This is a genomic window from Pseudomonas sp. stari2 (assembly GCF_040760005.1).
In the GTDB taxonomy this organism is placed as follows: Bacteria; Pseudomonadota; Gammaproteobacteria; order Pseudomonadales; family Pseudomonadaceae; genus Aquipseudomonas.
On the sequence record NZ_CP099760.1, the window covers coordinates 1,645,973 to 1,665,076 of the forward strand.

18 protein-coding genes are annotated in these 19,104 nt (G+C 61.6%); 8 read left to right on the forward strand and 10 right to left on the reverse strand.

Annotated elements, in window-relative coordinates:
- The first annotated feature begins 3 nt into the window (after positions 1-3).
- Entirely contained in the window at positions 4-396 is a 393-nt protein-coding gene (pcaC, locus tag NH234_RS07450) for a 4-carboxymuconolactone decarboxylase (protein WP_011332825.1), read from the forward strand.
- 51 nt (positions 397-447) lie between these two features.
- Here pcaC and NH234_RS07455 read toward each other — a convergent pair whose 3' ends face one another.
- From NH234_RS07455 to emhA, 5 genes are all read right to left on the reverse strand, one after another.
- Positions 448-1,263, reverse strand: coding sequence for a methyltransferase domain-containing protein (locus tag NH234_RS07455; protein ID WP_085729937.1), 816 nt, complete (start codon positions 1,261-1,263; stop codon positions 448-450).
- Positions 1,264-1,430: 167 nt separating this feature from the next.
- Positions 1,431-2,690: an OprD family porin gene (locus NH234_RS07460; protein WP_367256148.1), complete on the reverse strand. Its 1,260-nt coding sequence runs from the start codon at positions 2,688-2,690 to the stop codon at positions 1,431-1,433.
- A 288-nt stretch (positions 2,691-2,978) separates the two neighbouring features.
- The gene (gene emhC, locus NH234_RS07465; RefSeq protein ID WP_367256150.1) at positions 2,979-4,439 is read right to left on the reverse strand and encodes an efflux RND transporter outer membrane subunit EmhC; all 1,461 of its coding nucleotides are present in this window, start codon (positions 4,437-4,439) and stop codon (positions 2,979-2,981) included.
- Positions 4,436-7,585 carry an efflux RND transporter permease subunit EmhB gene (gene emhB / locus NH234_RS07470; protein ID WP_085729940.1) on the reverse strand — a complete coding sequence of 1,050 codons (3,150 nt, stop codon included), beginning with the start codon at positions 7,583-7,585 and terminating at the stop codon, positions 4,436-4,438. The genes emhC and emhB overlap by 4 nt, the downstream gene beginning before the upstream one ends.
- A 3-nt stretch (positions 7,586-7,588) precedes the next feature.
- Positions 7,589-8,743 (reverse strand): efflux RND transporter periplasmic adaptor subunit EmhA, encoded by a 1,155-nt coding sequence (gene emhA / locus NH234_RS07475; protein WP_085729941.1) that lies wholly within the window; start codon positions 8,741-8,743, stop codon positions 7,589-7,591.
- Positions 8,744-9,010: 267 nt separating this feature from the next.
- On the opposite strand from emhA, the gene emhR reads away from it, so the two are divergent.
- On the forward strand, positions 9,011-9,643 hold the full coding sequence (gene emhR, locus NH234_RS07480; protein WP_085729942.1) for an efflux system transcriptional repressor EmhR: 633 nt from the start codon (positions 9,011-9,013) through the stop codon (positions 9,641-9,643).
- A gap of 251 nt (positions 9,644-9,894) precedes the next feature.
- On the opposite strand, the gene NH234_RS07485 is transcribed toward emhR, so the two are convergent.
- Genes NH234_RS07485 through NH234_RS07495 form a run of 3 tightly spaced genes read right to left on the reverse strand, consistent with a single transcriptional unit; the run spans position 9,895 to position 12,477 of the window.
- Positions 9,895-10,944, reverse strand: coding sequence for an alkene reductase (locus NH234_RS07485; protein ID WP_282317734.1), 1,050 nt, complete (start codon positions 10,942-10,944; stop codon positions 9,895-9,897).
- A 32-nt stretch (positions 10,945-10,976) separates the two neighbouring features.
- On the reverse strand, positions 10,977-12,140 hold the full coding sequence (locus tag NH234_RS07490) for an MFS transporter (RefSeq protein WP_367256151.1): 1,164 nt from the start codon (positions 12,138-12,140) through the stop codon (positions 10,977-10,979).
- A 34-nt stretch (positions 12,141-12,174) separates the two neighbouring features.
- On the reverse strand, positions 12,175-12,477 hold the full coding sequence (locus NH234_RS07495; protein ID WP_007957866.1) for a helix-turn-helix transcriptional regulator: 303 nt from the start codon (positions 12,475-12,477) through the stop codon (positions 12,175-12,177).
- A 171-nt stretch (positions 12,478-12,648) separates the two neighbouring features.
- On the opposite strand from NH234_RS07495, the gene NH234_RS07500 reads away from it, so the two are divergent.
- Entirely contained in the window at positions 12,649-13,221 is a 573-nt protein-coding gene (locus NH234_RS07500) for an ACP phosphodiesterase (protein ID WP_085729945.1), read from the forward strand.
- 14 nt (positions 13,222-13,235) lie between these two features.
- On the opposite strand, the gene NH234_RS07505 is transcribed toward NH234_RS07500, so the two are convergent.
- Positions 13,236-14,030 (reverse strand): 1-acyl-sn-glycerol-3-phosphate acyltransferase, encoded by a 795-nt coding sequence (locus NH234_RS07505; RefSeq protein ID WP_085729946.1) that lies wholly within the window; start codon positions 14,028-14,030, stop codon positions 13,236-13,238.
- On the reverse strand, positions 14,030-14,785 hold the full coding sequence (olsB, locus tag NH234_RS07510) for an L-ornithine N(alpha)-acyltransferase (RefSeq protein ID WP_085729947.1): 756 nt from the start codon (positions 14,783-14,785) through the stop codon (positions 14,030-14,032). Before olsB ends, NH234_RS07505 begins: the two co-directional genes overlap by 1 nt.
- Positions 14,786-14,938: 153 nt before the next feature.
- Here olsB and NH234_RS07515 point away from each other — a divergent pair, with 153 nt between their 5' ends.
- The 5 genes from NH234_RS07515 to NH234_RS07535 all read left to right on the forward strand — a co-directional run bounded on the left by NH234_RS07515 (position 14,939) and on the right by NH234_RS07535 (position 19,085).
- On the forward strand, positions 14,939-15,844 hold the full coding sequence (locus NH234_RS07515) for an acyl-CoA dehydrogenase family protein (protein WP_367256153.1): 906 nt from the start codon (positions 14,939-14,941) through the stop codon (positions 15,842-15,844).
- Between the two features lie 31 nt (positions 15,845-15,875).
- The gene (locus tag NH234_RS07520) at positions 15,876-16,955 is read left to right on the forward strand and encodes a serine hydrolase domain-containing protein (RefSeq protein WP_367256155.1); all 1,080 of its coding nucleotides are present in this window, start codon (positions 15,876-15,878) and stop codon (positions 16,953-16,955) included.
- Positions 16,952-17,254, forward strand: a complete 303-nt coding sequence (locus NH234_RS07525; RefSeq protein ID WP_367256156.1) for an amidase — start codon at positions 16,952-16,954, stop codon at positions 17,252-17,254. Before NH234_RS07520 ends, NH234_RS07525 begins: the two co-directional genes overlap by 4 nt.
- An 81-nt stretch (positions 17,255-17,335) precedes the next feature.
- Positions 17,336-17,926, forward strand: a complete 591-nt coding sequence (locus NH234_RS07530) for a YceI family protein (protein ID WP_085729951.1) — start codon at positions 17,336-17,338, stop codon at positions 17,924-17,926.
- 1 nt (position 17,927) lies between these two features.
- On the forward strand, positions 17,928-19,085 hold the full coding sequence (locus NH234_RS07535; RefSeq protein ID WP_085729952.1) for a phosphatidylserine/phosphatidylglycerophosphate/cardiolipin synthase family protein: 1,158 nt from the start codon (positions 17,928-17,930) through the stop codon (positions 19,083-19,085).
- Positions 19,086-19,104: the final 19 nt, after the last annotated feature.

Consider the following 19,104-nt stretch of genomic DNA (forward strand, 5'->3'; position numbering starts at 1 on the left):
TTTGTGGACGAGAAACAACGTTATGACGATGGCATGCAAGTGCGCCGCGCGGTGCTCGGTGACGCTCATGTCGATCGCAGCCTGACCACGCTGACCGAGTTCAACTCGGAGTTCCAGGAGATGATCACCCGTCACGCCTGGGGCGACATCTGGACCCGCCCTGGCCTGCCGCGTCACACCCGTAGTCTGATCACCATCGCCATGTTGATCGGCATGAACCGGGAAGGTGAACTCAAATTGCATCTGCGCGCAGCGGCCAACAATGGCGTGAGCCGCGGCGAGATCAAGGAAGTGATCATGCAGAGCGCGATCTACTGCGGGATTCCGGCAGCGAATGCGACGTTTCATCTGGCCGAATCGGTCTGGGATGAGTTGGGTACCGAATCACGCGAGTGATCGTTGAACTCGAAGGATCGCAGCCTGTGGAACGCTGCGATCCTTTGAGCTTCACACCTTCGCCACAATGAAAATCCGCTTGAACGCAAACAACGTGTGCCCGTTTTCCTCCTGCGGATAATGCGCATGCACTCGCATCAGGTAGCGATAGATGAAGCGCGCCTGTTCTTCTGACGTCAGTCCGTGCATCACCGGCCTTAGCGCCGACGCCTTCACCCAGTCATAAATCGGTGAGCTTCCGCGCACGACCTGCAACTGCTCGGTTTCCCAGATCTCCAGCGACTGGGTCAGCGGCGCGAGCAAACGGTAGTAATCCTCCAGCGATAACAACGGCCGCGCCGCCATGCGCTGGCGCAATTGCGCAGTGCCGATGGGGCGGCCGCAAGGGCCGGCATCGTCGAGGGTGTCGAGCATCAGCCGATACCACAGCGCATCGCGCCAGTCGGGCATGTGGGCGGCCAGGCATCCGCCGGGGTTGAGGTGGTGGAGTAATCCCGGGAACAGCGTTTGATGGTCATCGATGAAATGCAACACGGCGGCGGCGAACAGCAGGTCGGCCGGTTGTCGGGGTTTCCAGCGTTGCAGCTCCGCGTGTTGCCAGCGCGCCTTGATCGGCAGGCAGCGGGCGACCTTTAGCATGTCATTCGAACTGTCGATACCTTTGAGAAGTGCTCGGGGCCAGCGATCTGCCAGAACCTTCGTGGCAATCCCGGTGCCGCAACCGAGGTCATAAATGCGTTGAGGATTGTCCAGGTCGACACGACCGAGCAATTCATCGACCGGTTGTTGCCTGAGACGGGAAAACTGCAGGTACGCCTTGGCATCCCAGTCCTTGTCGACGGGAGCCGGTTTGAGTCGGGTGATCATGAGGTGGTCCTCCGGTGATCAGCAGGGTCTTCCGATGACAACCTGGCCAAGTCTTGAGGACCTACATCAACAGATAACGGAAGCGAAGAGGGTGGAGCACCTGAGTCCTTCAGGTTTTTCCACTCTAGATGATGGCTGGTGCAACGCCAGCCATTCGGACAGGCGGCCTAGAGCAGGCTGATCGGATAGCTGACGATCAGACGGTTCTCGTCGAACTCGTTGTTGCTGAAGTCACGACGCATGGTCGAGTTGCGCCATCTGACGTTCAGGTTCTTGAGCGCGCCGCTTTGTACGGTGTAGCCCAGTTCCGATTCGCGGCCCCATTCCTTGCCGTCAGTGATGGTGCCGGTGTGCACGTTGTCGCCGCTGATGTAGCGGTTCATCAGGGTCAGGCCGGGCACGCCGAGGGCGGCGAAGTTGTAATCGTGGCGCAGTTGCCAGGAACGTTCCTGCGCGTTGTCGTAGCTTGCGTTGTAGCTGTCGTTGGCCAGAGTGCCGCCGCTGGTGCCGTTGACGCGCATCCAGGCGCTGTCACCGGTGAGCTTTTGCAGGCCGACGTAGAAGGTGTTGCCGCCGTATCGGGCCGAGAACATCCCCGACCAGGTCTTGTTGTCGAGGTCGCCGGCGCGGGCACTGCCATCGTCTTTGCCGTAGAAGAAACCGAGGTTGGCGCCGAGGGTCCAGTCGCCGACCGGCTGGCTGTGAATCAGGTTGACGTATTGCTGGCTGTAGATGTCCTTGAGCTCGGCGTTCCACAGGCCGATCTGGGTGCGCTTGTCGTTGAACACGTATTCGCCACCCTGGAAGTTGAAGCGGTCGGAGGTGAACGCGGCTTTGCCGGTCATCGACATGTCGCTCATGCTGCTGTCGTCACGGGGGCTGTTGGCGCGGAACTGGCCGCCGTAAAGGGTCAAGCCGTCGATTTCCTTCGAGGTGATCTGACCGCCGCGAAAGGTCTGCGGCAGGGAGCGGCCGTCGTCCGAACGCAGGATCGGCAGCACCGGCATCCACTCGCCGACCTTCACTTCGGTCTGCGACAGCTTTGCCTTGAACGCGACGTTGGTGCGGCCGAAGTTGTCCGCCGGGCGCCCGTCACGATCGAGCGGCAACAGTTGCGTGCCGCCCGTGCCTTTGCCGCCATCAAGCTTCACCGAATACAACCCCAGTACATCCATGCCGAACCCGACGGTGCCCTGGGTGAAGCCGGACTTGGCGTCGAGGATGAAGTTCTGCGTCCACTCTTCAGCCTTGCCCTGAGCCTTGGTCGGGTTGGTGAAGTTACGGTTGATGTAGAAGTTGCGCAGGTTCAGGTTGACCTTGGCCCCTTCGATGAAACCGGCTTCTTCAGCCGCGGCGGGCAGCGCGACGCCGGCCAGGGCGAGGGCGATCAGGCCGGGAAGTGCGTAGGGCGCAGGGGACGTTGTCATGTTCTCGGGTCTCTCTTGTTTTTTTGGGCGAACGGGGACGCTGCGGCCGTTTTTCATGGCGCAGAAATTCAACGGAATCAGAGGGCAAGCGGCGGCGATCAGCCGGATGGAGCGGGGCGCGGAAGCATGGTGTCGAACCTGATGTTATTGGTTTTGTGGCTCGAATGGTGCGGGGCGCGGGCGAGGCGATTCAATCGGCGAAAGTGGAATTCGGGCGATTATCGAACGCAAGATTGACAGGCAACAAAAAGCCCGCCAGTGGGCGGGCTTCTTGTGTTCACCGGATGATCAGAACAGCTTCATCTTCGGCGCTTCTTCTTTGAGCGGTTCGTTCTGCGCGGTTTGCGCATTCCAGCCACCGCCCAGAGCCTTGTACAAGTTGACCGCGCTGGTCAACTGCGCGAGGCGGTCGGTAATCAGGGCCTGTTGGGCGCTGAACAGCTGACGCTGGGCATCGAGGAAGGTCAGGTTGCTGTCGACGCCAATGCGGTAGCGACGCTCTGCCAGGCGGTAGTAATCCTGGTTGGCGGCGACGAAATCACGCTGGGCCTGCAACTGCTCGGTGTAGGTCTGGCGGGCGGCCAGGCCGTCGGCGACTTCCTGGAAGGCCGTTTGAATGGACTTCTCGTAGTTCGCCACGCCAATGTCCTTCTGGATCTTGGCGTAGTCGAGGCTGGCGCGCAGGCTGCCGGCGTTGAAGATCGGCAGGTTGATCTGCGGCTGGAACAGCCACGTGCCCGAGCCACCCTTGAACAGGCCGGACAGGTCCGGGCTCAGGCTGCCCGCGTTGGCGGTCAGGCTGATGCTCGGGAAGAACGCTGCACGGGCCGCGCCGATGTTGGCGTTGGCGGCCTTCAGGTTGTACTCGGCCTGAAGGATGTCCGGACGACGTTGCAGCAGATCCGACGGCAGACCGGCCGGCACGTCGGCCAGCAGGTCATCCGACAGCGGTTTGGCCGCTTGCAGGTTGGCCGGCACGCTGGTGCCGAGCAGCAGGGTCAGGCTGTTTTCGTCCTGGGCCACCAGGCGGGTGTAGCGCGCCAGTTGGGCACGGGCGTTCTCGACCGAGGTGCGCGACTGCGCCAGGTCCAGCGCCGAGGCCACACCGACCTCGTTGCTGCGGCTGGTCAGCTTGTAGCTTTCCTCGAAGGCACCGAGGGTGTCTTGAGTCAGCTTGAGCAGTTCCTTGTCGGCCTGCCAGGTCAGGTAGGCGTTGGCCACGCTGGCCACCAGGCTGATCTGGGTGCTGCGGCGCGCTTCTTCGGTGGCGAAGTATTGTTGCAGCGCTTGTTCGCTCAGGCTGCGAACCCGACCGAACAGGTCGAGCTCGTAGGCGCTGATGCCGACGGTGGCAGTGTAGGAACTGGTGATGTTCGCTTCACCAGTCTGCGATGCACGGGCCGGAACCCGCTGACGACTGCCGCTGGCATTGGCGGAAACCGCCGGGAACAGGTCGGCACGCTGGATGCGGTACTGAGCCGCGTAGGCGTCGATGTTCAGCGCCGCGACACGCAGGTCGCGGTTGTTTTCCAAGGCAACCTGGATCAACTGTTGCAGGGCCGGGTCATGGAAAAATTGCTTCCAGCCCTGCTCGGCAGCGGCCTGCGCCGGTGCCTGGGCCGGCGAGTACGCCGGGCCCTGCGGGAATTGCGCGGCCACCGGTGCTTCAGGCTGCTGATAATCCGGTATCAGCGAGCAACCGCTCAGCACGAAGGCGGCGACTGCGATGGAGAGTAGCGACTTGCTCATTGGCCAGCCTCTTTAGGAGTTTCTTTGGTGTCATCCTCGCCAGCGATTTTGCGCTGACCCATGGACGACACAGTGACGAAGAACAGTGGAACCCAGAAGATCGCCAGGATCGTTGCGGTGAGCATACCGCCAATCACACCGGTACCGATCGCGTGTTGACTGCCCGAGCCTGCGCCGGTGGAGATAGCCAACGGTACAACACCGAGGACGAAGGCCAGCGACGTCATGATGATCGGTCGCAGACGCATGCGGCAGGCTTCAATGGCCGCATCGCGCAGACTGCGTCCCTGCTCGTGCAGTTCCTTGGCGAATTCGACGATCAGAATGGCGTTTTTAGCCGCCAGACCAATGGTCGTCAACAGACCCACCTGGAAGTACACGTCGTTCGACAGACCGCGCAGGCTGGTGGCCATCAGCGCACCGATGATCCCCAGTGGCACCACGAGCATGACCGCGATCGGAATCGACCAGCTTTCATACAGCGCCGCCAGACACAGGAACACCATCAGCAGCGACAGGGCGTACAGCGCCGGAGCCTGAGAGCCGGACAGTCGTTCTTCGTACGACAGACCGGTCCACGAGATACCCACGCCGGCCGGCAACTTCTTGGCAATCGCCTCGACTTCGGCCATCGCTTCACCGGTGGAGTAACCCGGCGCCGGAGAACCGAGGATCTCCATCGCTTCCACACCGTTGTAACGCGCCAGTTTCGGCGAACCGTAGATCCACTCGCCCTTGGCGAACGCGGAGAACGGAACCATGGTGCCGGCGCTGTTGCGCACGTACCACTTCTTCAGGTCTTCAGGGCTCATGCGAGCGCCGGCCTGACCCTGCACGTAAACCTTCTTCACACGGCCGCGGTCGATGAAGTCGTTCACGTAGCTACTACCGAAGGAGATCGACAGGGTGCTGTTGATGTCGGAAAGGCTCAAGCCCAGGGCACGGGCCTTCTCGTCGTCGATTTCCAGGTGGTATTGCGGCTCGTCGTTCAGACCGTTCGGACGCACCTGGTAGAGCACCTTGCTTTGCGCCGCCATGCCGAGGAACTGGTTACGGGCTTCCATCAGTTTTTCGTGACCGATACCGGCGCGGTCCTGCAGGAACACGTCGAAACCGGTGGCGTTACCCAGCTCCAGTACGGCCGGCGGGGCAAAGGCAAACACCATCGCGTCGCGGAAGCTGAAGAAGTGCTGCTGGGCACGTTGTGCCAGGGCGAACACGCTGTTGCTCGCGTCTCGCTCGTGCCATGGCTTGAGCATGATGAACGCCAGACCCGAGCTCTGTCCGCGACCGGCGAAGTTGAAGCCGTTCACGGTGAACACCGAGGCTACCGAGCTGGATTCTTTGTCCAGCAGGTAGGAGCGCATTTCGTCGATCACCACCTGCGTGCGCTCGGCACTGGAACCGGCTGGGGTCTGCACCTGGGCGAACAGTACGCCCTGGTCTTCTTCCGGCAGGAACGCCGTTGGAATGCGGGTGAACAGCCAGATCATGCCGACCACGATCAGCAGGTAGGCCAGCAGGTACGGAGCCTTGCGTTGCAGGATGTTGCCGACACCACGCTCGTAGCTGCGAACGCTACGGTCGAAGTTGCGGTTGAACCAGCCGAAGAAACCTTTTTTCGGCGTGCCGTGCTCGCCTTTCGGAATCGCCTTGAGCATGGTGGCGCAGAGGGCCGGGGTGAAGATCAGCGCAACCATTACCGACAGGGCCATGGCCGAGACGATGGTGATCGAGAACTGACGGTAGATCACACCGGTGGAACCGCTGAAGAACGCCATCGGCAGCAATACCGCCGACAGTACAAGCGCGATACCGACCAGGGCGCCCTGGATCTGGCCCATGGACTTTTTGGTCGCTTCCTTCGGTGACAGGCCTTCTTCTGCCATCACCCGCTCGACGTTCTCCACCACGACGATGGCGTCGTCCACCAGCAAGCCGATGGCCAATACCATACCGAACATGGTCAGGGTGTTGATGCTGAAACCGGCGGCCGCGAGGATGCCGAACGTACCGAGCAATACCACCGGCACGGTCATCGTGGTGATGACGGTCGCACGGAAGTTCTGCAGGAACAGGAACATCACCAGGAACACCAGCACGATCGCTTCGACCAGGGTTTCAACCACGCCCTTGATCGACTCGGTCACCACCGGGGTGGTGTCGTACGGGAACACTACTTCCATGCCTTGCGGGAAGAACGGCTTGAGGTCGTCAATCGTCTTGCGCAGGGCTTTTGCGGTGTCGAGGGCGTTGGCACCGTTGGCCAGTTTTACCGCCAGACCGGAGGCCGGTTTGCCGTTGAACTGCGCCGCGATACTGGAGTTTTCACCACCCAGACCGACATCGGCGACGTCACCGATACGGACTTGCGAGCCATCCTGGTTGACCTTCAGCAGAATCGCCTTGAACTGCTCGGCGGTCTGCAGACGGGTCTTGCCGATGATCGTGGCGTTCAATTGCTGGCCTGGCAGCGCCGGCAGACCGCCGAGCTGACCGGAGGAAATCTGAACGTTCTGCGCCGAGATCGCGGCACTGACATCGGCCGGGGTCAGGTTGTAGTTGTTCAGTTTGGCCGGGTCGAGCCAGATGCGCATCGCATACTGGGCACCGAAGACCTGGAAGTCACCGACACCGGCGGTCCGGGAGATCGGGTCCTGCATGTTCGACACGATGTAGTTGGACAGGTCGTCCTTGGTCATGCTGCCGTCACGCGACACCACGCCGATCACCAGCAGGAAGTTCTTCACTGCCTTGGTCACGCGGATACCCTGTTGCTGCACTTCCTGCGGCAACAGCGGGGTGGCCAGGTTCAGCTTGTTCTGGACCTGGACCTGCGCGGTGTCGGAGTTGGTGCCTTGCTCGAAGGTCGCGGTGATGGTCATGCTGCCGTCGGAGTTACTTTCCGAGGACACATAACGCAGGTTGTCGATACCGTTGAGCTGTTGCTCGATGACCTGCACCACCGTGTCCTGAACCGTCTGTGCCGAAGCACCCGGGTAGGTCACGGAAATCGCAATCGCCGGTGGCGCAATGCTCGGGTACTGGTTGATCGGCAACTTGAGGATCGATAGAGCCCCGACCAGCATGATCACCAGGGCAATTACCCAGGCGAAAATCGGACGGTCGATAAAAAATTTCGACATGAGTTACTCCCCTTTGCCGCCGTAGGCTTTGTCAGCTGCCTTGGCGGGTGCCGGGTTCTTGGCTACGTTGGTCGCTTCGGTCGGATTGACCTGAACACCTGGACGCACGAATTGCAGCCCTTCGGTGATCAGGCGATCGCCGGCTTTCAGGCCGTCTTCGATCAGCCACTGGCTGCCGACGGTACGGCTGGCCTTGAGCTGACGCAGTTCGACCTTGTTGTCCGCACCCACGACCAGCGCGGTCGGGGTTCCCTTGAGGTCACGGGTCACGCCTTGTTGTGGCGCCAGAATGGCCGCGGCGTTGACACCGGCCTGCAGCTGGGCGCGAACGAACATGCCCGGCAACAGGGTGTGATCCGGGTTCGGGAACACGGCGCGCAGAGTCACGGATCCAGTGGTCGGGTCGACCGACACTTCGGAGAATTCCAGCTTACCGTCGAGCTTGTACTGGCTGCCGTCTTCCAGGGTCAGCTTGACCGCCGCGGCGTTGTCACCGGCCTTCTGCAGACGGCCGCTTTCCAGTTCACGGCGCAGTTCCAAAAGTTCGACCGAGGACTGCGTCACGTCGACGTAGATCGGGTCCAGTTGCTGGATGGTCGCCATCGCATCGGTCTGCCCGTTGCTGACCAGCGCACCTTCGGTGACCGAAGAGCGGCCGATACGCCCGGAGATCGGTGCGTAAACCTTGGTATAGCGCACGTTGATCTGCGCGCTCTGCAGCGAAGCTTCCGATTGCAGGCGGTTGGACACGGCCGTGTCGTATTCCTGACGGCTCACGGCCTGCTCGTCGACCAGTTGCTTGTAGCGGTCGGAGATCGACTTGGTCGAACGCAGGTTGGCTTCGGCGCTTTTCAGGGTCGCTTCATAGACCGAAGGATCGATCTGATACAGCTGCTGGCCGGCTTTGACATCGCCGCCTTCCTTGAACAGACGCTTGAGAATGATGCCGTTGACCTGCGGACGGACTTCAGCGATGCGGAACGCACTGGTGCGGCCCGGGAGTTCCGACGTCAGGGTAAAGGCCTGTGGTTGCAGGGTGACGACGCCGACCTGAGGAGGTGGTGCGGCGGGAGCCGCCTCTTCCTTTTTACATCCGCTGAGCAGCGATGCCAGGGCGACGGCAGTGACCAGAGCGGTAACAGCTGGCTTGAATTGCATGAAGATCCTCGGGTCAGGCGCGCGAAAAGCGCACAAGAAGTGTGGAAGGGTAAAAAATGAGTGCCGGGTGGATAAGTAGCTTGCTAAGGAATATACTTACGTTCATGGTTGTTTGTAAACACCTTGGCTGCGTACCCATCTGGTTACAAAAGTCGTGGCAAGGTCTGAAATTGTAGGCCGGGGGAGTCGATCCGCGAGAGATCCACCCCTTTTTATTCAGCGGATATTCAGCCATCCCTGAAACATCCTGTTTGAGGTTTTACTGCCATGGTTCGTCGCACCAAAGAGGAAGCTCAGGAAACGCGAAGCCAGATTCTGGAAGCCGCCGAGAAAGCTTTCTTTGAGAGGGGAGTGGCCCGCACCACGCTCTCCGATATCGCGAGCCTGGCCGGCGTGACGCGGGGCGCCATCTATTGGCACTTCAGCAACAAGGCCGATTTGCTGCAGGCAATGCTCGATACGCTGCACGAGCCGCTGGACGAGTTGGCCAAGGCCAGCGAAAGCGAGGACGAACCCGACCCACTGGGTTGCATGCGCCAACTGCTGATTCATTTGTTTCATCAAGTTGCGCTGGACCCGAAGACCCGGCGTATCAACGAAATTCTGTTTCATAAGTGCGAATTCACCGATGAAATGTGCGACCTGCGCCAACAGCGCCGGACCGCCAGCCTCGATTGCAATGTGCGGATCGCGCTGACATTGAGTAATGCGGTCAATCGTGGGCAACTGCCGGCGGACCTCGACACCGCCCGCGCCGCCATCAGCATTCACGCCTTTATCGATGGCATCCTGTATCAGTGGCTGCTGGCCCCGGACAGTTTCGAGCTGTACGCCGAAGCTGAGCGCTGGGTCGATACAGGGCTGGATATGCTGCGCTGGAGCCCCAGTCTGCGCAAATGAAACAAAATTCGTTATTGGGTTCAGTTTGTGTCAATTAAGGACGCGGATGAATATCCCTGTTCACTCGCCCCGCCGCAGTGGATTGCTTTTATATACCTCAACCCATCGAGTTGATACGTAGCGAACTACGTATTTTGTAGGGATTTTGTGTCGAGCCAGTGAACGAATATGAGCAACTCGCAAACTCCGCGCCCAATAAAAAGCCCCCGACTCTCACGAGTCGGGGGCTTTTTGCGTTTCTGCGGTGTGGATTACATCGTCGGGTAGTCGAGGTAGCCAACCGCGCCTTTGCCGTAGAAGGTTTCCGGGTGCGGTTCGTTCAGCGGCGCGTCGGCCTTCAAGCGAGCCGGCAAGTCCGGGTTGGCAATGAACGGGATACCGAATGCCACAGCGTCAGCCTTGCCCGCTGCCAGCCACGCGTTGGCGCTGTCCTTGGTGAAGCGTTCGTTGGCGATGTACGCGCCGCCGAAAGCTTCTTTCAGTTGCGGGCCGAGGCTGTCGGCACCTTCTTTTTCGCGGGAGCAGATGAAGGCGATGCCGCGCTTGCCCAGTTCACGAGCGACGTAGGTGAAGGTTTCGGCCAGATTGTCGTCGCCCATGTCATGGGAGTCTGCGCGCGGCGCCAGATGCACGCCGACACGGCCGGCGCCCCAGACTTCGATGGCCGCGTCGGTCACTTCCAGCAGCAGACGGGCGCGGTTTTCCAGGGAGCCGCCGTAGTTGTCGGTGCGCTGGTTGGTGCTGCTTTGCAGGAACTGGTCGAGCAGATAGCCGTTGGCGCCGTGGATTTCCACGCCGTCGAAACCGGCCGCCTTGGCGTTTTCCGCGCCGACGCGGTAGGCGTCGACGATGTCAGCGATTTCAGCGGTTTCCAGAGCACGTGGCGTCGGATAGTCGGCCAGCGGGCGAACCAGGCTGACGTGACCTTTAGGCTGGATGGCGCTCGGTGCAACCGGGGTTTCGCCGTTCAGGTACGACGGGTGGGAAATCCGGCCCACGTGCCACAGTTGCAGGACGATCTTGCCGCCGGCGGCGTGAACCGCCTTGGTCACATTGGTCCAGCCACGCACCTGATCGTTGGACCAGATGCCCGGGGTGTCCGGGTAGCCGACGCCCATCGGGGTCACCGAGGTGGCTTCACTGATGATCAGGCCGGCAGAGGCGCGTTGCACGTAGTACTCGGCCATCAATGCATTCGGCACACGACCTTCGTCGGCGCGGCAGCGAGTCAGCGGTGCCATGATGATGCGGTTGGACAATTCGAGGTCGCCCAGCTTGATCGGATCGAAAATTGTTGCCATGAGATACAACCCTCGTGAGTTAAATGAGTGAGTCAGTTAGCGGTGGCCAGCTCGGGATTGCCGTTCTGGCGGAATGTGATCAGGGTCACCAGCAGGGCCAGGACCGCCAGCGCTGCAGCGGCAAGGGGGACGCTGGTCAGGCCATAGCCGTGAGCGATGACGGTGCCGCCGACCCAGGCGCCGAGGGCGTTGCCGACGTTGAAGGCGCCGATGTTCAGGGTCGACACCAGGTTCGGTGCGGCCTGGCCGTAGGTCACGACGTTCACTTGCAGGGCCGGTACGGCGGCGAAACACGCGGTGGCCCAGAGGAACAGGGTGATCTCGGTGGGGATCAGCGCGACGCTGGTCCAGGTCAGGACGGTGGAGGTCACGGCCATGGCGATGAACACGCCGATCAGCGTCGCGGCCAGGCCTTTGTCGGCCAGTTTGCCGCCGATGATGTTGCCGACGGTCAGGCCCAGGCCGATCAACATCAGGGTCCAGGTCACGCCACGGGGCGAGACGCCAGTGACATCGCCCAGCAGCGGTGCGACATAAGTGAACAGGGTGAATACCGAAGCGGCGAACAGCGCAGTCATACTCAGGGACAGCCAGATACCGGCGCCTTTGAGCGCGGCCAGTTCGGCGCGCATATCGAGTTTTTCTTCGTCACGCTTGGCCGGCAGGAAGCGGATCAGGCCGATCAGCGCGATCACACCGATCACGGTCACTGCCCAGAAGGTCGAGCGCCAGCCGGCTTCCTGACCGAGCGCGGTGCCCAGCGGTACGCCGAGTACGTTGGCCAGTGTCAGGCCGGTGAACATCAGGGCCACGGCCGAGGCGCGCTTGTTCGGCGCCACCAGGTTGGCCGCGACCACCGAACCGATGCCGAAGAACGCACCGTGGCACAGGGCGGTGACCACTCGGGCGAACATCAGCACCTCGTAGTCAGTGGCGATGGCGCAGAGCAGGTTGCCAATAATGAAGATGCCCATCAACGCGACCAGTGCAGCCTTGCGCGGCAGTCTTGCGGTGGCCATCGCCATGAACGGCGCACCAATCGCCACGCCCAGGGCGTAGCCGGTCACCAGCCAGCCGGCGCCGGGAATCGACACACCGAGATCCGCCGCCACATCGGGCAACAGGCCCATGATGACGAATTCCGTGGTGCCGATGGCGAAGGCGCTCAGGGCGAGTATGAGGAGCGAGAGGGGCATCGTTTGGTCCTTTTCGGCTGGCTGACGTTAAGGGTCAGAGCTCTTTGCTGAGAGTGCTGAGGAACGCCTGGATCACGTCCTCGTTACGTTTGAAAAAGTGCCACTGCCCGGCTTTCTGGCTGCTGATCAGCCCGGCCCGTTGCAGGGTGGCCAGGTGGGCGGAGACGGTCGATTGCGACAGGCCGCAGCGTTGGTCGATCTGCCCGGCGCAGATGCCGTACTCGTGGTTGTGGATCTGTTCCGGAAACTGGGCTTTCGGGTCTTTCAGCCAGTTGAGGATGTCTCGCCGTACTGGGTGTGCCAGGGCTTTTATTATTTCGTCGAGGTCAATGTTCATGGCTGGTTGCTCGTGATGTGTGTAGCGCTATATCGCGATGAGGCGAACTTTAAATCGGTATTTCGCGATATACCAATATGAATTCGATCTGACGACCGTACAAATCGGTATATCGGGTTATAACGATATGTGAGGTGTAAACAAACTCCGGCGCGGTGCTAAGCTGCGCCCATGAACTATCTCGCACATTTGCACCTCGGTGGCCAGCGCCCCGGTCAACTGCTCGGCAGTCTGTATGGCGATTTCGTCAAAGGACGGCTGCAAGGGCAGTTCGATCCGGAGATCGAAGCGGCAATTGCCTTGCATCGTCAGATCGATGTGTTCACCGATCGTCACCCGTTGGTGGACGCTTCACTGGCGCGTTTTTCCACGACCCGCCGCCGTTACGCCGGCATCGTCCTCGACGTGTTTTTCGACCATTGCCTTGCCCGCGATTGGGCACTCTACGCCGACCGACCGCTGGCGCAATTCACTACTGACGTTTACCGGGTGTTGTCCAGCGAGCGGCAATTGCCCGAGCGCCTGGCGAAGATCGCCCCGCACATGGTGGCCAATGACTGGTTGGGTTCGTATGAGGAGTTCGAAGTGCTGGATCAGGTATTGCGCGGGATTTCCCGACGCCTGAGCAAGCCTGAAGAACTGGCAGGGGCGATGCAGGAGTTGCGGCGTCTGTATGAACCGCTCAGTGACGACTTTCGCTTGTTCTACCCACAGCTGCAGGACTTCGCCGGCCGGCAGCTGTAGGCAGAGGATGACGATCAGGCGGCGATCAACTCGCCTGCACGACGCGGTTCGGCCGGTTTGGCCACCTCGCCGAACAATGCTTTCTGCACTGCTTGCTGGGCTTCGTACGCCAGTGCCGCGCGCTCCCGACCCTGACAGGCAATCGGCTTGAGCAAGTGAACTTCCACATCGCCGCAATCGTTGCTGAACAGGCGCATCAGGTGCGACAGCAGATCATCGTCACCAATGAACGGCGCCAGCGAATCGATCTCGCCATTGCGCAGATAACGGATCGCCACTGGTTGCAGCATGACTTCGGAATCAATCGCCGCCGACAGCAGGCGACCATGAAAGGTACGCAGCGAGCGGCCGTCGGTGGTGGTGCCTTCCGGGAACATCAGCAGCGGGTGATCGGTTTGCAGGTGACGGGTCATCTGCTTGCGGATCAACTGGCTGTCGCCCGAACCGCGACGGATGAACAGACTGCCGGCCTTCGCCGCCAGCCAGCCGGCCACCGGCCAGGTGCGCACTTCGGCCTTGGACAGAAACGACAGCGGCGTGAGCATGCCGAGCAGCGGAATGTCAGTCCACGACACATGGTTGCTGACCCACAGCATCGGCTGCTTCGGCAGTTCACCATGGACGGTCACGCGAAAGGGCAGGGCATTGCTCAGGCGCGCCATGAAAAACCGCGACCAGCGCTGCCGGCGTTGCATCGAATGAGCCAGCCCCAGACGTTCGAAAACCCCGAAGACACTGGCCATGCTCAAGCCCAGCGTCACCACCAGCAGCACCCGCGCGATCCGTGCGTACACCCGCAGCCGGCTCATCACACGGCCGCCTTGAAGTGCTTGGCGTAGCGTGGGCAGAGTTCGTCGCGCTTGAGCAGGATGAACACGTCGGCGACCTGGAAGTCCTCGTCCCAGCACGGCTCGCCGCAGATCTTCGCGCCCAGGCGCATGTAGGCCTTGAGCAGCGGTGGCATTTCGGCGATCACGTTCGATGGAATATCCAGCGTTGGCAGCGGATTCTTCGGTTCGGCGCGCAGATGTTCGGTGCACAGATAACGTTCGCGCAGGCGCTGCATGATCGCGTGGGCCTGTACACCGCCGTCCTGCATCGGGATGCTCGCGCACCCCATCAGGTAGCTGTAGCCGCCCTGATTGAGGACTTCGGCCAGTTCGCCCCAAAGCACAGCGATGGTGCCGCCGTTGCGGTAGGCCGGGTCGACGCAGGTGCGACCGATTTCGAGGATCGGGCCTTGCAGGCCGGCGAGGCCGTGCAGGCTGAATTCTTCTTCACTGTAGAACTTGCCCAGGCTGCTGGCGGCGGTGTGGTCGAGCAAACGGGTGGTCGCCACCAGACGGCCGGTGTTCAGGTCACGCACGCCGATGTGGCTGCAGTGAACATCATAGTCATCCATGTCCAGACCCAGCTCCGCGCCGTTCAGTTTGGCGTTGAACTCGCCGCTGAACACGTTGAAGCGCAAGGCCTGGGCTTGCTGCAAGGCCTCGGCGCCGATCAGGCGTTCGGCTTGCAGGCGGCGTTCATTGCCGGTGTCGCTGATGCGGGCGATCTGAGTCATTTGAATCTCCGTACGGGCCTTTAACCCGTCGTGGGTTACAGCCGATCGACTTTCTTTATGCAGCCGTGTTGTGCAAAGTCAGGCTATGTAGCCCCGGTGTCATCGCCATGAATGTTTGGTGATGCTTATATGACAGCCCACGAGGAGCCTCTGATGACCTGGTCGACCCTGCTTGAATGTCGCGAACGCCTGCCCGCCGTTGCCGATCTGGCGGAGGGTTTCGCCACGCTGCTGCATCAACTGGGCAGCGTCACGCCGTTCGAACTGGCGGTGGCGGGAGGGCGGCGGATGGCAACGCCGGGGCTGGCGTTTCTGGTGGGCTATCAGGCGGCGCTGCGCATGCTCTGGCCGAGCGCGCCGCCAAGCCTGGGCGCGTTGTGTGCGACCGAACAGCGCAGCCTGCGCCCGGCGGACATGCAGACCCGGCTCACGGATCTGCGCCTCAACGGGCAAAAGGATTTCGTCACCGCCGGCGATGCGGCGGACTGGCTGCTGATCGCCGCCCGCAGTGAGCAACCCGGCGAATCACCGCGCCTGAGCCTGGCGGTGGTGTACCCCGGCGAATCCGGTGTGCGCGTGGAAAAACTCCCGGCACTGCCGTTGATGCCGGACATCAGTCATGGTCGGCTGCATCTCGACGATGCCCTTTGTGAGCTGCTCGCCGGGGACGGTTGGGACGCTTACGTCAAACCGTTCCGCACCCTTGAAGACGTTTACGTGTTGAGCGCAATGACTGCATGGCTGTACGGCGTCGGTCAGGACAGCAGCTGGCCGCAGCCGCTGCAATTGCGCTTGTTGGCGCTGTTGGCCGGGTGTGCGGAGGTCAGTCGCCAGCCGCCGAACAATCCCGTCGGGCATGTGCTGCTCGGTGGCTTGTTTGCGCAGTTCGACGGGCTCAAACCGGAGGTCGATCAGGCGTTGCGCGACAGTCATCCGGAGTGGGCGGCGATGTGGCAGCGCGACCAGGCACTGATGCAACTGGCAGCAGGCGCACGGGCCAAACGGCTGGCCAAGGCGTTGGCGGCAAGCCAAAACACAGCTGTCATGAACGCCGGCTAGGCTTGGCAGATTCATCCCCAGAGCCCTCACCATGTTCAAAGGCCTGTCCCTGTTTTTGCTGCTGATAAGCTTCACCGTTCAGGCCGAACAATGGCCGGGCGAGCAGTGGCCGACCGGTGCGAAAATCGCCGGCCCCGCCGTCGAAACACTGGAGGCTTATGCCTTCCCGAGCCGCGACGACAACACCCGCAAAGGCATCCGCACCGATGCCTTGCTGGTGATCCGCGACGGCCAGCTCATCTACGAACGCTACGCTGCTGCAACCACCGCCGACACCCCAAACCTGACCTGGTCGATCAGCAAAAGCCTGATGGCCACGGTGTTCGGCGTGGCGTACGGCGAAGGCTTGTTCAAACTCGATGACCCTGCCGCAAAATATTATCCGGTGCTGGAAAAACACCCGGCCATCACTCTCAAGGATCTGCTGCACTGGGCCTCGGGCATCGACTGGCAGGAAGACTACGAATACGCCCCGTTGAAATCCTCGGTAGTGGCAATGCTCTACACCCGTGGCCACCGCGACATGGCCGCCTTCACTGCCGATCACGACAGCTACGCACCAGCGGGGCAGGCGTTCCGCTATTCCAGCGGCGACAGCAATCTGTTGGCCGCCGCGCTGAAAGCCATCGTCGGCCCGCAGCGTTATCCGGACTATCCGTGGACAGCGCTTTTCGATCCGTTGGGCATCCGCCACGCCACTTGGGAAACCGATGCCACGGGCACTTTCGTCGCGTCTTCCTATGCCTACCTGACGGCCCGGGATCTGGCGCGAATCGGCCTGCTGATGGAACGGGACGGACGCTGGAACGACCGGCAGTTGTTGCCCAGGGATTGGGTCGCCTTCAACCGCCAGCCCTTCGCCGGCTACAAGGCCCATCAGGACGAAGCCGTGCCCGGCGGCCACTGGTGGCTCAATCGCCCGGCGGATGGCGCCGCCTCGCCGTGGCCCGACGCACCGCCCGACACCTTCGCTGCCCTCGGCCATTGGGGCCAGGCGCTGTACGTGATCCCGAGCGAAAAACTGGTGATCGTGCGCTACGGCGATGATCGCGACGGCAGCTATCGCCACAACGAATTGCTCAAGCGCGTGCTCGGGGCGGTGCGGCCATGAAACTGTTCAGAAAAATCCTGCTGGTGCTGCTGGTCGTGCTGTTGGGCTGGGGCTGGCACGAGCGGGAAAACCTGTGGGCCTTCCCCGACATCATCAGTGCCTATACCGCCAAGGAATACTGTTCGTGCCGCTACGTGATGAATAACGAAGCCAAGTATTGCCGGGGCTACGTCAAGCAGTGGCTGCCCGGTGAGCTGACCGATGACAGCACACAAAAACTCGTCAGCGCCAGTGGCATGGGCCGTACCAACAGCGCCCAATGGCAGGGCGAACGTCAGGGGTGTCGCCTCAAGCCCTGATTCGCAAAATGAACTACCGGTTTGCATCCCGGCTTCAGACAGTTAAGGTTCGTGCAGGTTTATCGGCCCCACGAGTCTTCAATGTTCAACCGTTCTCTGCGCAACGCCTTCGCCGGCCTGCTGCTGGGCGCTGCTGCGCTGCCGGCCCAGGCCAACTGGTATCTGGACGGCGAGTCGTCGCGGCTGTCGTTCGTCAGCACGAAAAACGCCAACGTGTCCGAAGTTCAGCGCTTTCTGGTGCTGCATGGCAAGGTCGATCCCGACGGCCGCGCCGAAGTCGAGGTCGAGCTGGACTCGATCAACAGCGGCGTCCCGCTGCGCGATGAGCGCATGCGCAAGGAGTTGTTCCAGATCGAGCAATTTCCCGAGGCGACCATCACCACGCAAATCGACCTGCGCCCGATCAACGATCTGGCTCCTGGCGCGCAGCTTGAATTGCGTCTGCCGCTGACCGTCAACCTGCACGGCAAACAGCATGAATACCCTGCCGAACTGCTCGCCACGCGCCTCGATGACCGACGCTTTCAAGTGGTGACGCTGGAGCCGCTGGTGATCAGCGCCGAGGATTTCGAACTGCTGCCAGGCCTGGAAAACCTGCGCAAAATGGCCGGCCTGTCGGCCATCAGTCTGTCGGTGCCGGTGGGTGCGGTGCTGATCTTCGCGGCGCGCTGACATGCGCGGCGCAGTGTTCCCGTGGCGTGACGGCAACCGCTTCGAACTGTTGATCGATGGCCCGCAATTCTTCCCGCGCATGCTTGAGGAAATCGCCCGCGCCCGTGAGCAGATCGAACTGGAGTTGTACCTGGTGGAGGCCGGCGCCTGTGCCGAAACCGTGGTTCAGGCGCTGGTGCTGGCGGCCGAGCGGGGCGTGCGGGTGCGCTGTCTGTTCGATGATTACGGCAGCCTGGCCTTCACCCTGGCCTTGCGTCAGCGCCTGACGCTCGCCGGCGTCGAGCTGCGTTTCTACAATCGCCTGAACTGGCGGCGCTGGGTCGGCAATTTCTATCGCGACCACCGCAAGCTGTTGCTGGTCGATCAGCGTTTGGCGGTGGTTGGCGGCACGGGGGTGACCGACGAATTCTGGACCCCGGGCCACGACACCAGCGAATGGCACGAAGTGATGGTGCAAATCACCGGCCCCCTGGTGCTCGACTGGCAACTGCTGTTCGACCGCCAATGGATTGCCAACCGCCATCGCCGGGCCTGGAAACCCCACGCGAATTTCGGCCTGCCGCGATTGCCGCGCGTACCCGACACCGGCGAGGGCATGGGCCGTGTGGCCTACGCCGACGCCCGCCAGCATCGCGACATTCTGCAATCACTGTTCCGCGCACTGAACAGTGGCCAGAAGCGTATCTGGCTGGCGACGCCTTACTTCCTGCCGACCTGGAAAATCCGCCGCTCCCTGCGCAAGGCCGCCGCCCGTGGCCTTGACGTGCGCCTGCTGCTGACCGGGCCGCGCACCGATCACCCGTCGGTGCGCTACGCGGGGCATCGCTACTATCCGCGCCTGCTCAAGGCCGGGGTGAAAATCTACGAATACCAGCCGTGTTTCCTGCATTTGAAAATGGTGCTGGTGGACGATTGGGTGAGCATCGGTTCGTGCAATTTCGATCACTGGAATCTGCGCTTCAACCTTGAAGCGAACCTGGAAGCGCTGGATCCGTCGTTGACGGTAGCGGTGGCGGCGAGTTTCGAGAAGGACTTCGGCCTGAGTGAGCAGGTGAGCCTGGAGGAATGGCAGCGCCGGCCGTTGTGGCGGCGGGTGAAGCAGCGGATCTGGGGATGGGTGGATCGGGTGGTGGTCAACCTGCTCGATCGCCGGGGCTGATTCAATACCGCAAAAACAA

Excerpts from the sequence above, each read along its gene's own strand:
- NH234_RS07455 (WP_085729937.1), bottom strand. The coding sequence starts at position 1,263 with ATGATCACCCGACTCAAACCGGCTCCCGTCGACAAGGACTGGGATGCC.
- NH234_RS07460 (WP_367256148.1), bottom strand. The coding sequence starts at position 2,690 with ATGACAACGTCCCCTGCGCCCTACGCACTTCCCGGCCTGATCGCCCTC.
- emhC (WP_367256150.1), bottom strand. The coding sequence starts at position 4,439 with ATGAGCAAGTCGCTACTCTCCATCGCAGTCGCCGCCTTCGTGCTGAGC.
- emhB (WP_085729940.1), bottom strand. The coding sequence starts at position 7,585 with ATGTCGAAATTTTTTATCGACCGTCCGATTTTCGCCTGGGTAATTGCC.
- emhA (WP_085729941.1), bottom strand. The coding sequence starts at position 8,743 with ATGCAATTCAAGCCAGCTGTTACCGCTCTGGTCACTGCCGTCGCCCTG.
- emhR (WP_085729942.1), top strand. The coding sequence starts at position 9,011 with ATGGTTCGTCGCACCAAAGAGGAAGCTCAGGAAACGCGAAGCCAGATT.
- NH234_RS07485 (WP_282317734.1), bottom strand. The coding sequence starts at position 10,944 with ATGGCAACAATTTTCGATCCGATCAAGCTGGGCGACCTCGAATTGTCC.
- NH234_RS07490 (WP_367256151.1), bottom strand. The coding sequence starts at position 12,140 with ATGCCCCTCTCGCTCCTCATACTCGCCCTGAGCGCCTTCGCCATCGGC.
- NH234_RS07495 (WP_007957866.1), bottom strand. The coding sequence starts at position 12,477 with ATGAACATTGACCTCGACGAAATAATAAAAGCCCTGGCACACCCAGTA.
- NH234_RS07500 (WP_085729945.1), top strand. The coding sequence starts at position 12,649 with ATGAACTATCTCGCACATTTGCACCTCGGTGGCCAGCGCCCCGGTCAA.
- NH234_RS07505 (WP_085729946.1), bottom strand. The coding sequence starts at position 14,030 with ATGAGCCGGCTGCGGGTGTACGCACGGATCGCGCGGGTGCTGCTGGTG.
- olsB (WP_085729947.1), bottom strand. The coding sequence starts at position 14,785 with ATGACTCAGATCGCCCGCATCAGCGACACCGGCAATGAACGCCGCCTG.
- NH234_RS07515 (WP_367256153.1), top strand. The coding sequence starts at position 14,939 with ATGACCTGGTCGACCCTGCTTGAATGTCGCGAACGCCTGCCCGCCGTT.
- NH234_RS07520 (WP_367256155.1), top strand. The coding sequence starts at position 15,876 with ATGTTCAAAGGCCTGTCCCTGTTTTTGCTGCTGATAAGCTTCACCGTT.
- NH234_RS07525 (WP_367256156.1), top strand. The coding sequence starts at position 16,952 with ATGAAACTGTTCAGAAAAATCCTGCTGGTGCTGCTGGTCGTGCTGTTG.
- NH234_RS07530 (WP_085729951.1), top strand. The coding sequence starts at position 17,336 with ATGTTCAACCGTTCTCTGCGCAACGCCTTCGCCGGCCTGCTGCTGGGC.
- NH234_RS07535 (WP_085729952.1), top strand. The coding sequence starts at position 17,928 with ATGCGCGGCGCAGTGTTCCCGTGGCGTGACGGCAACCGCTTCGAACTG.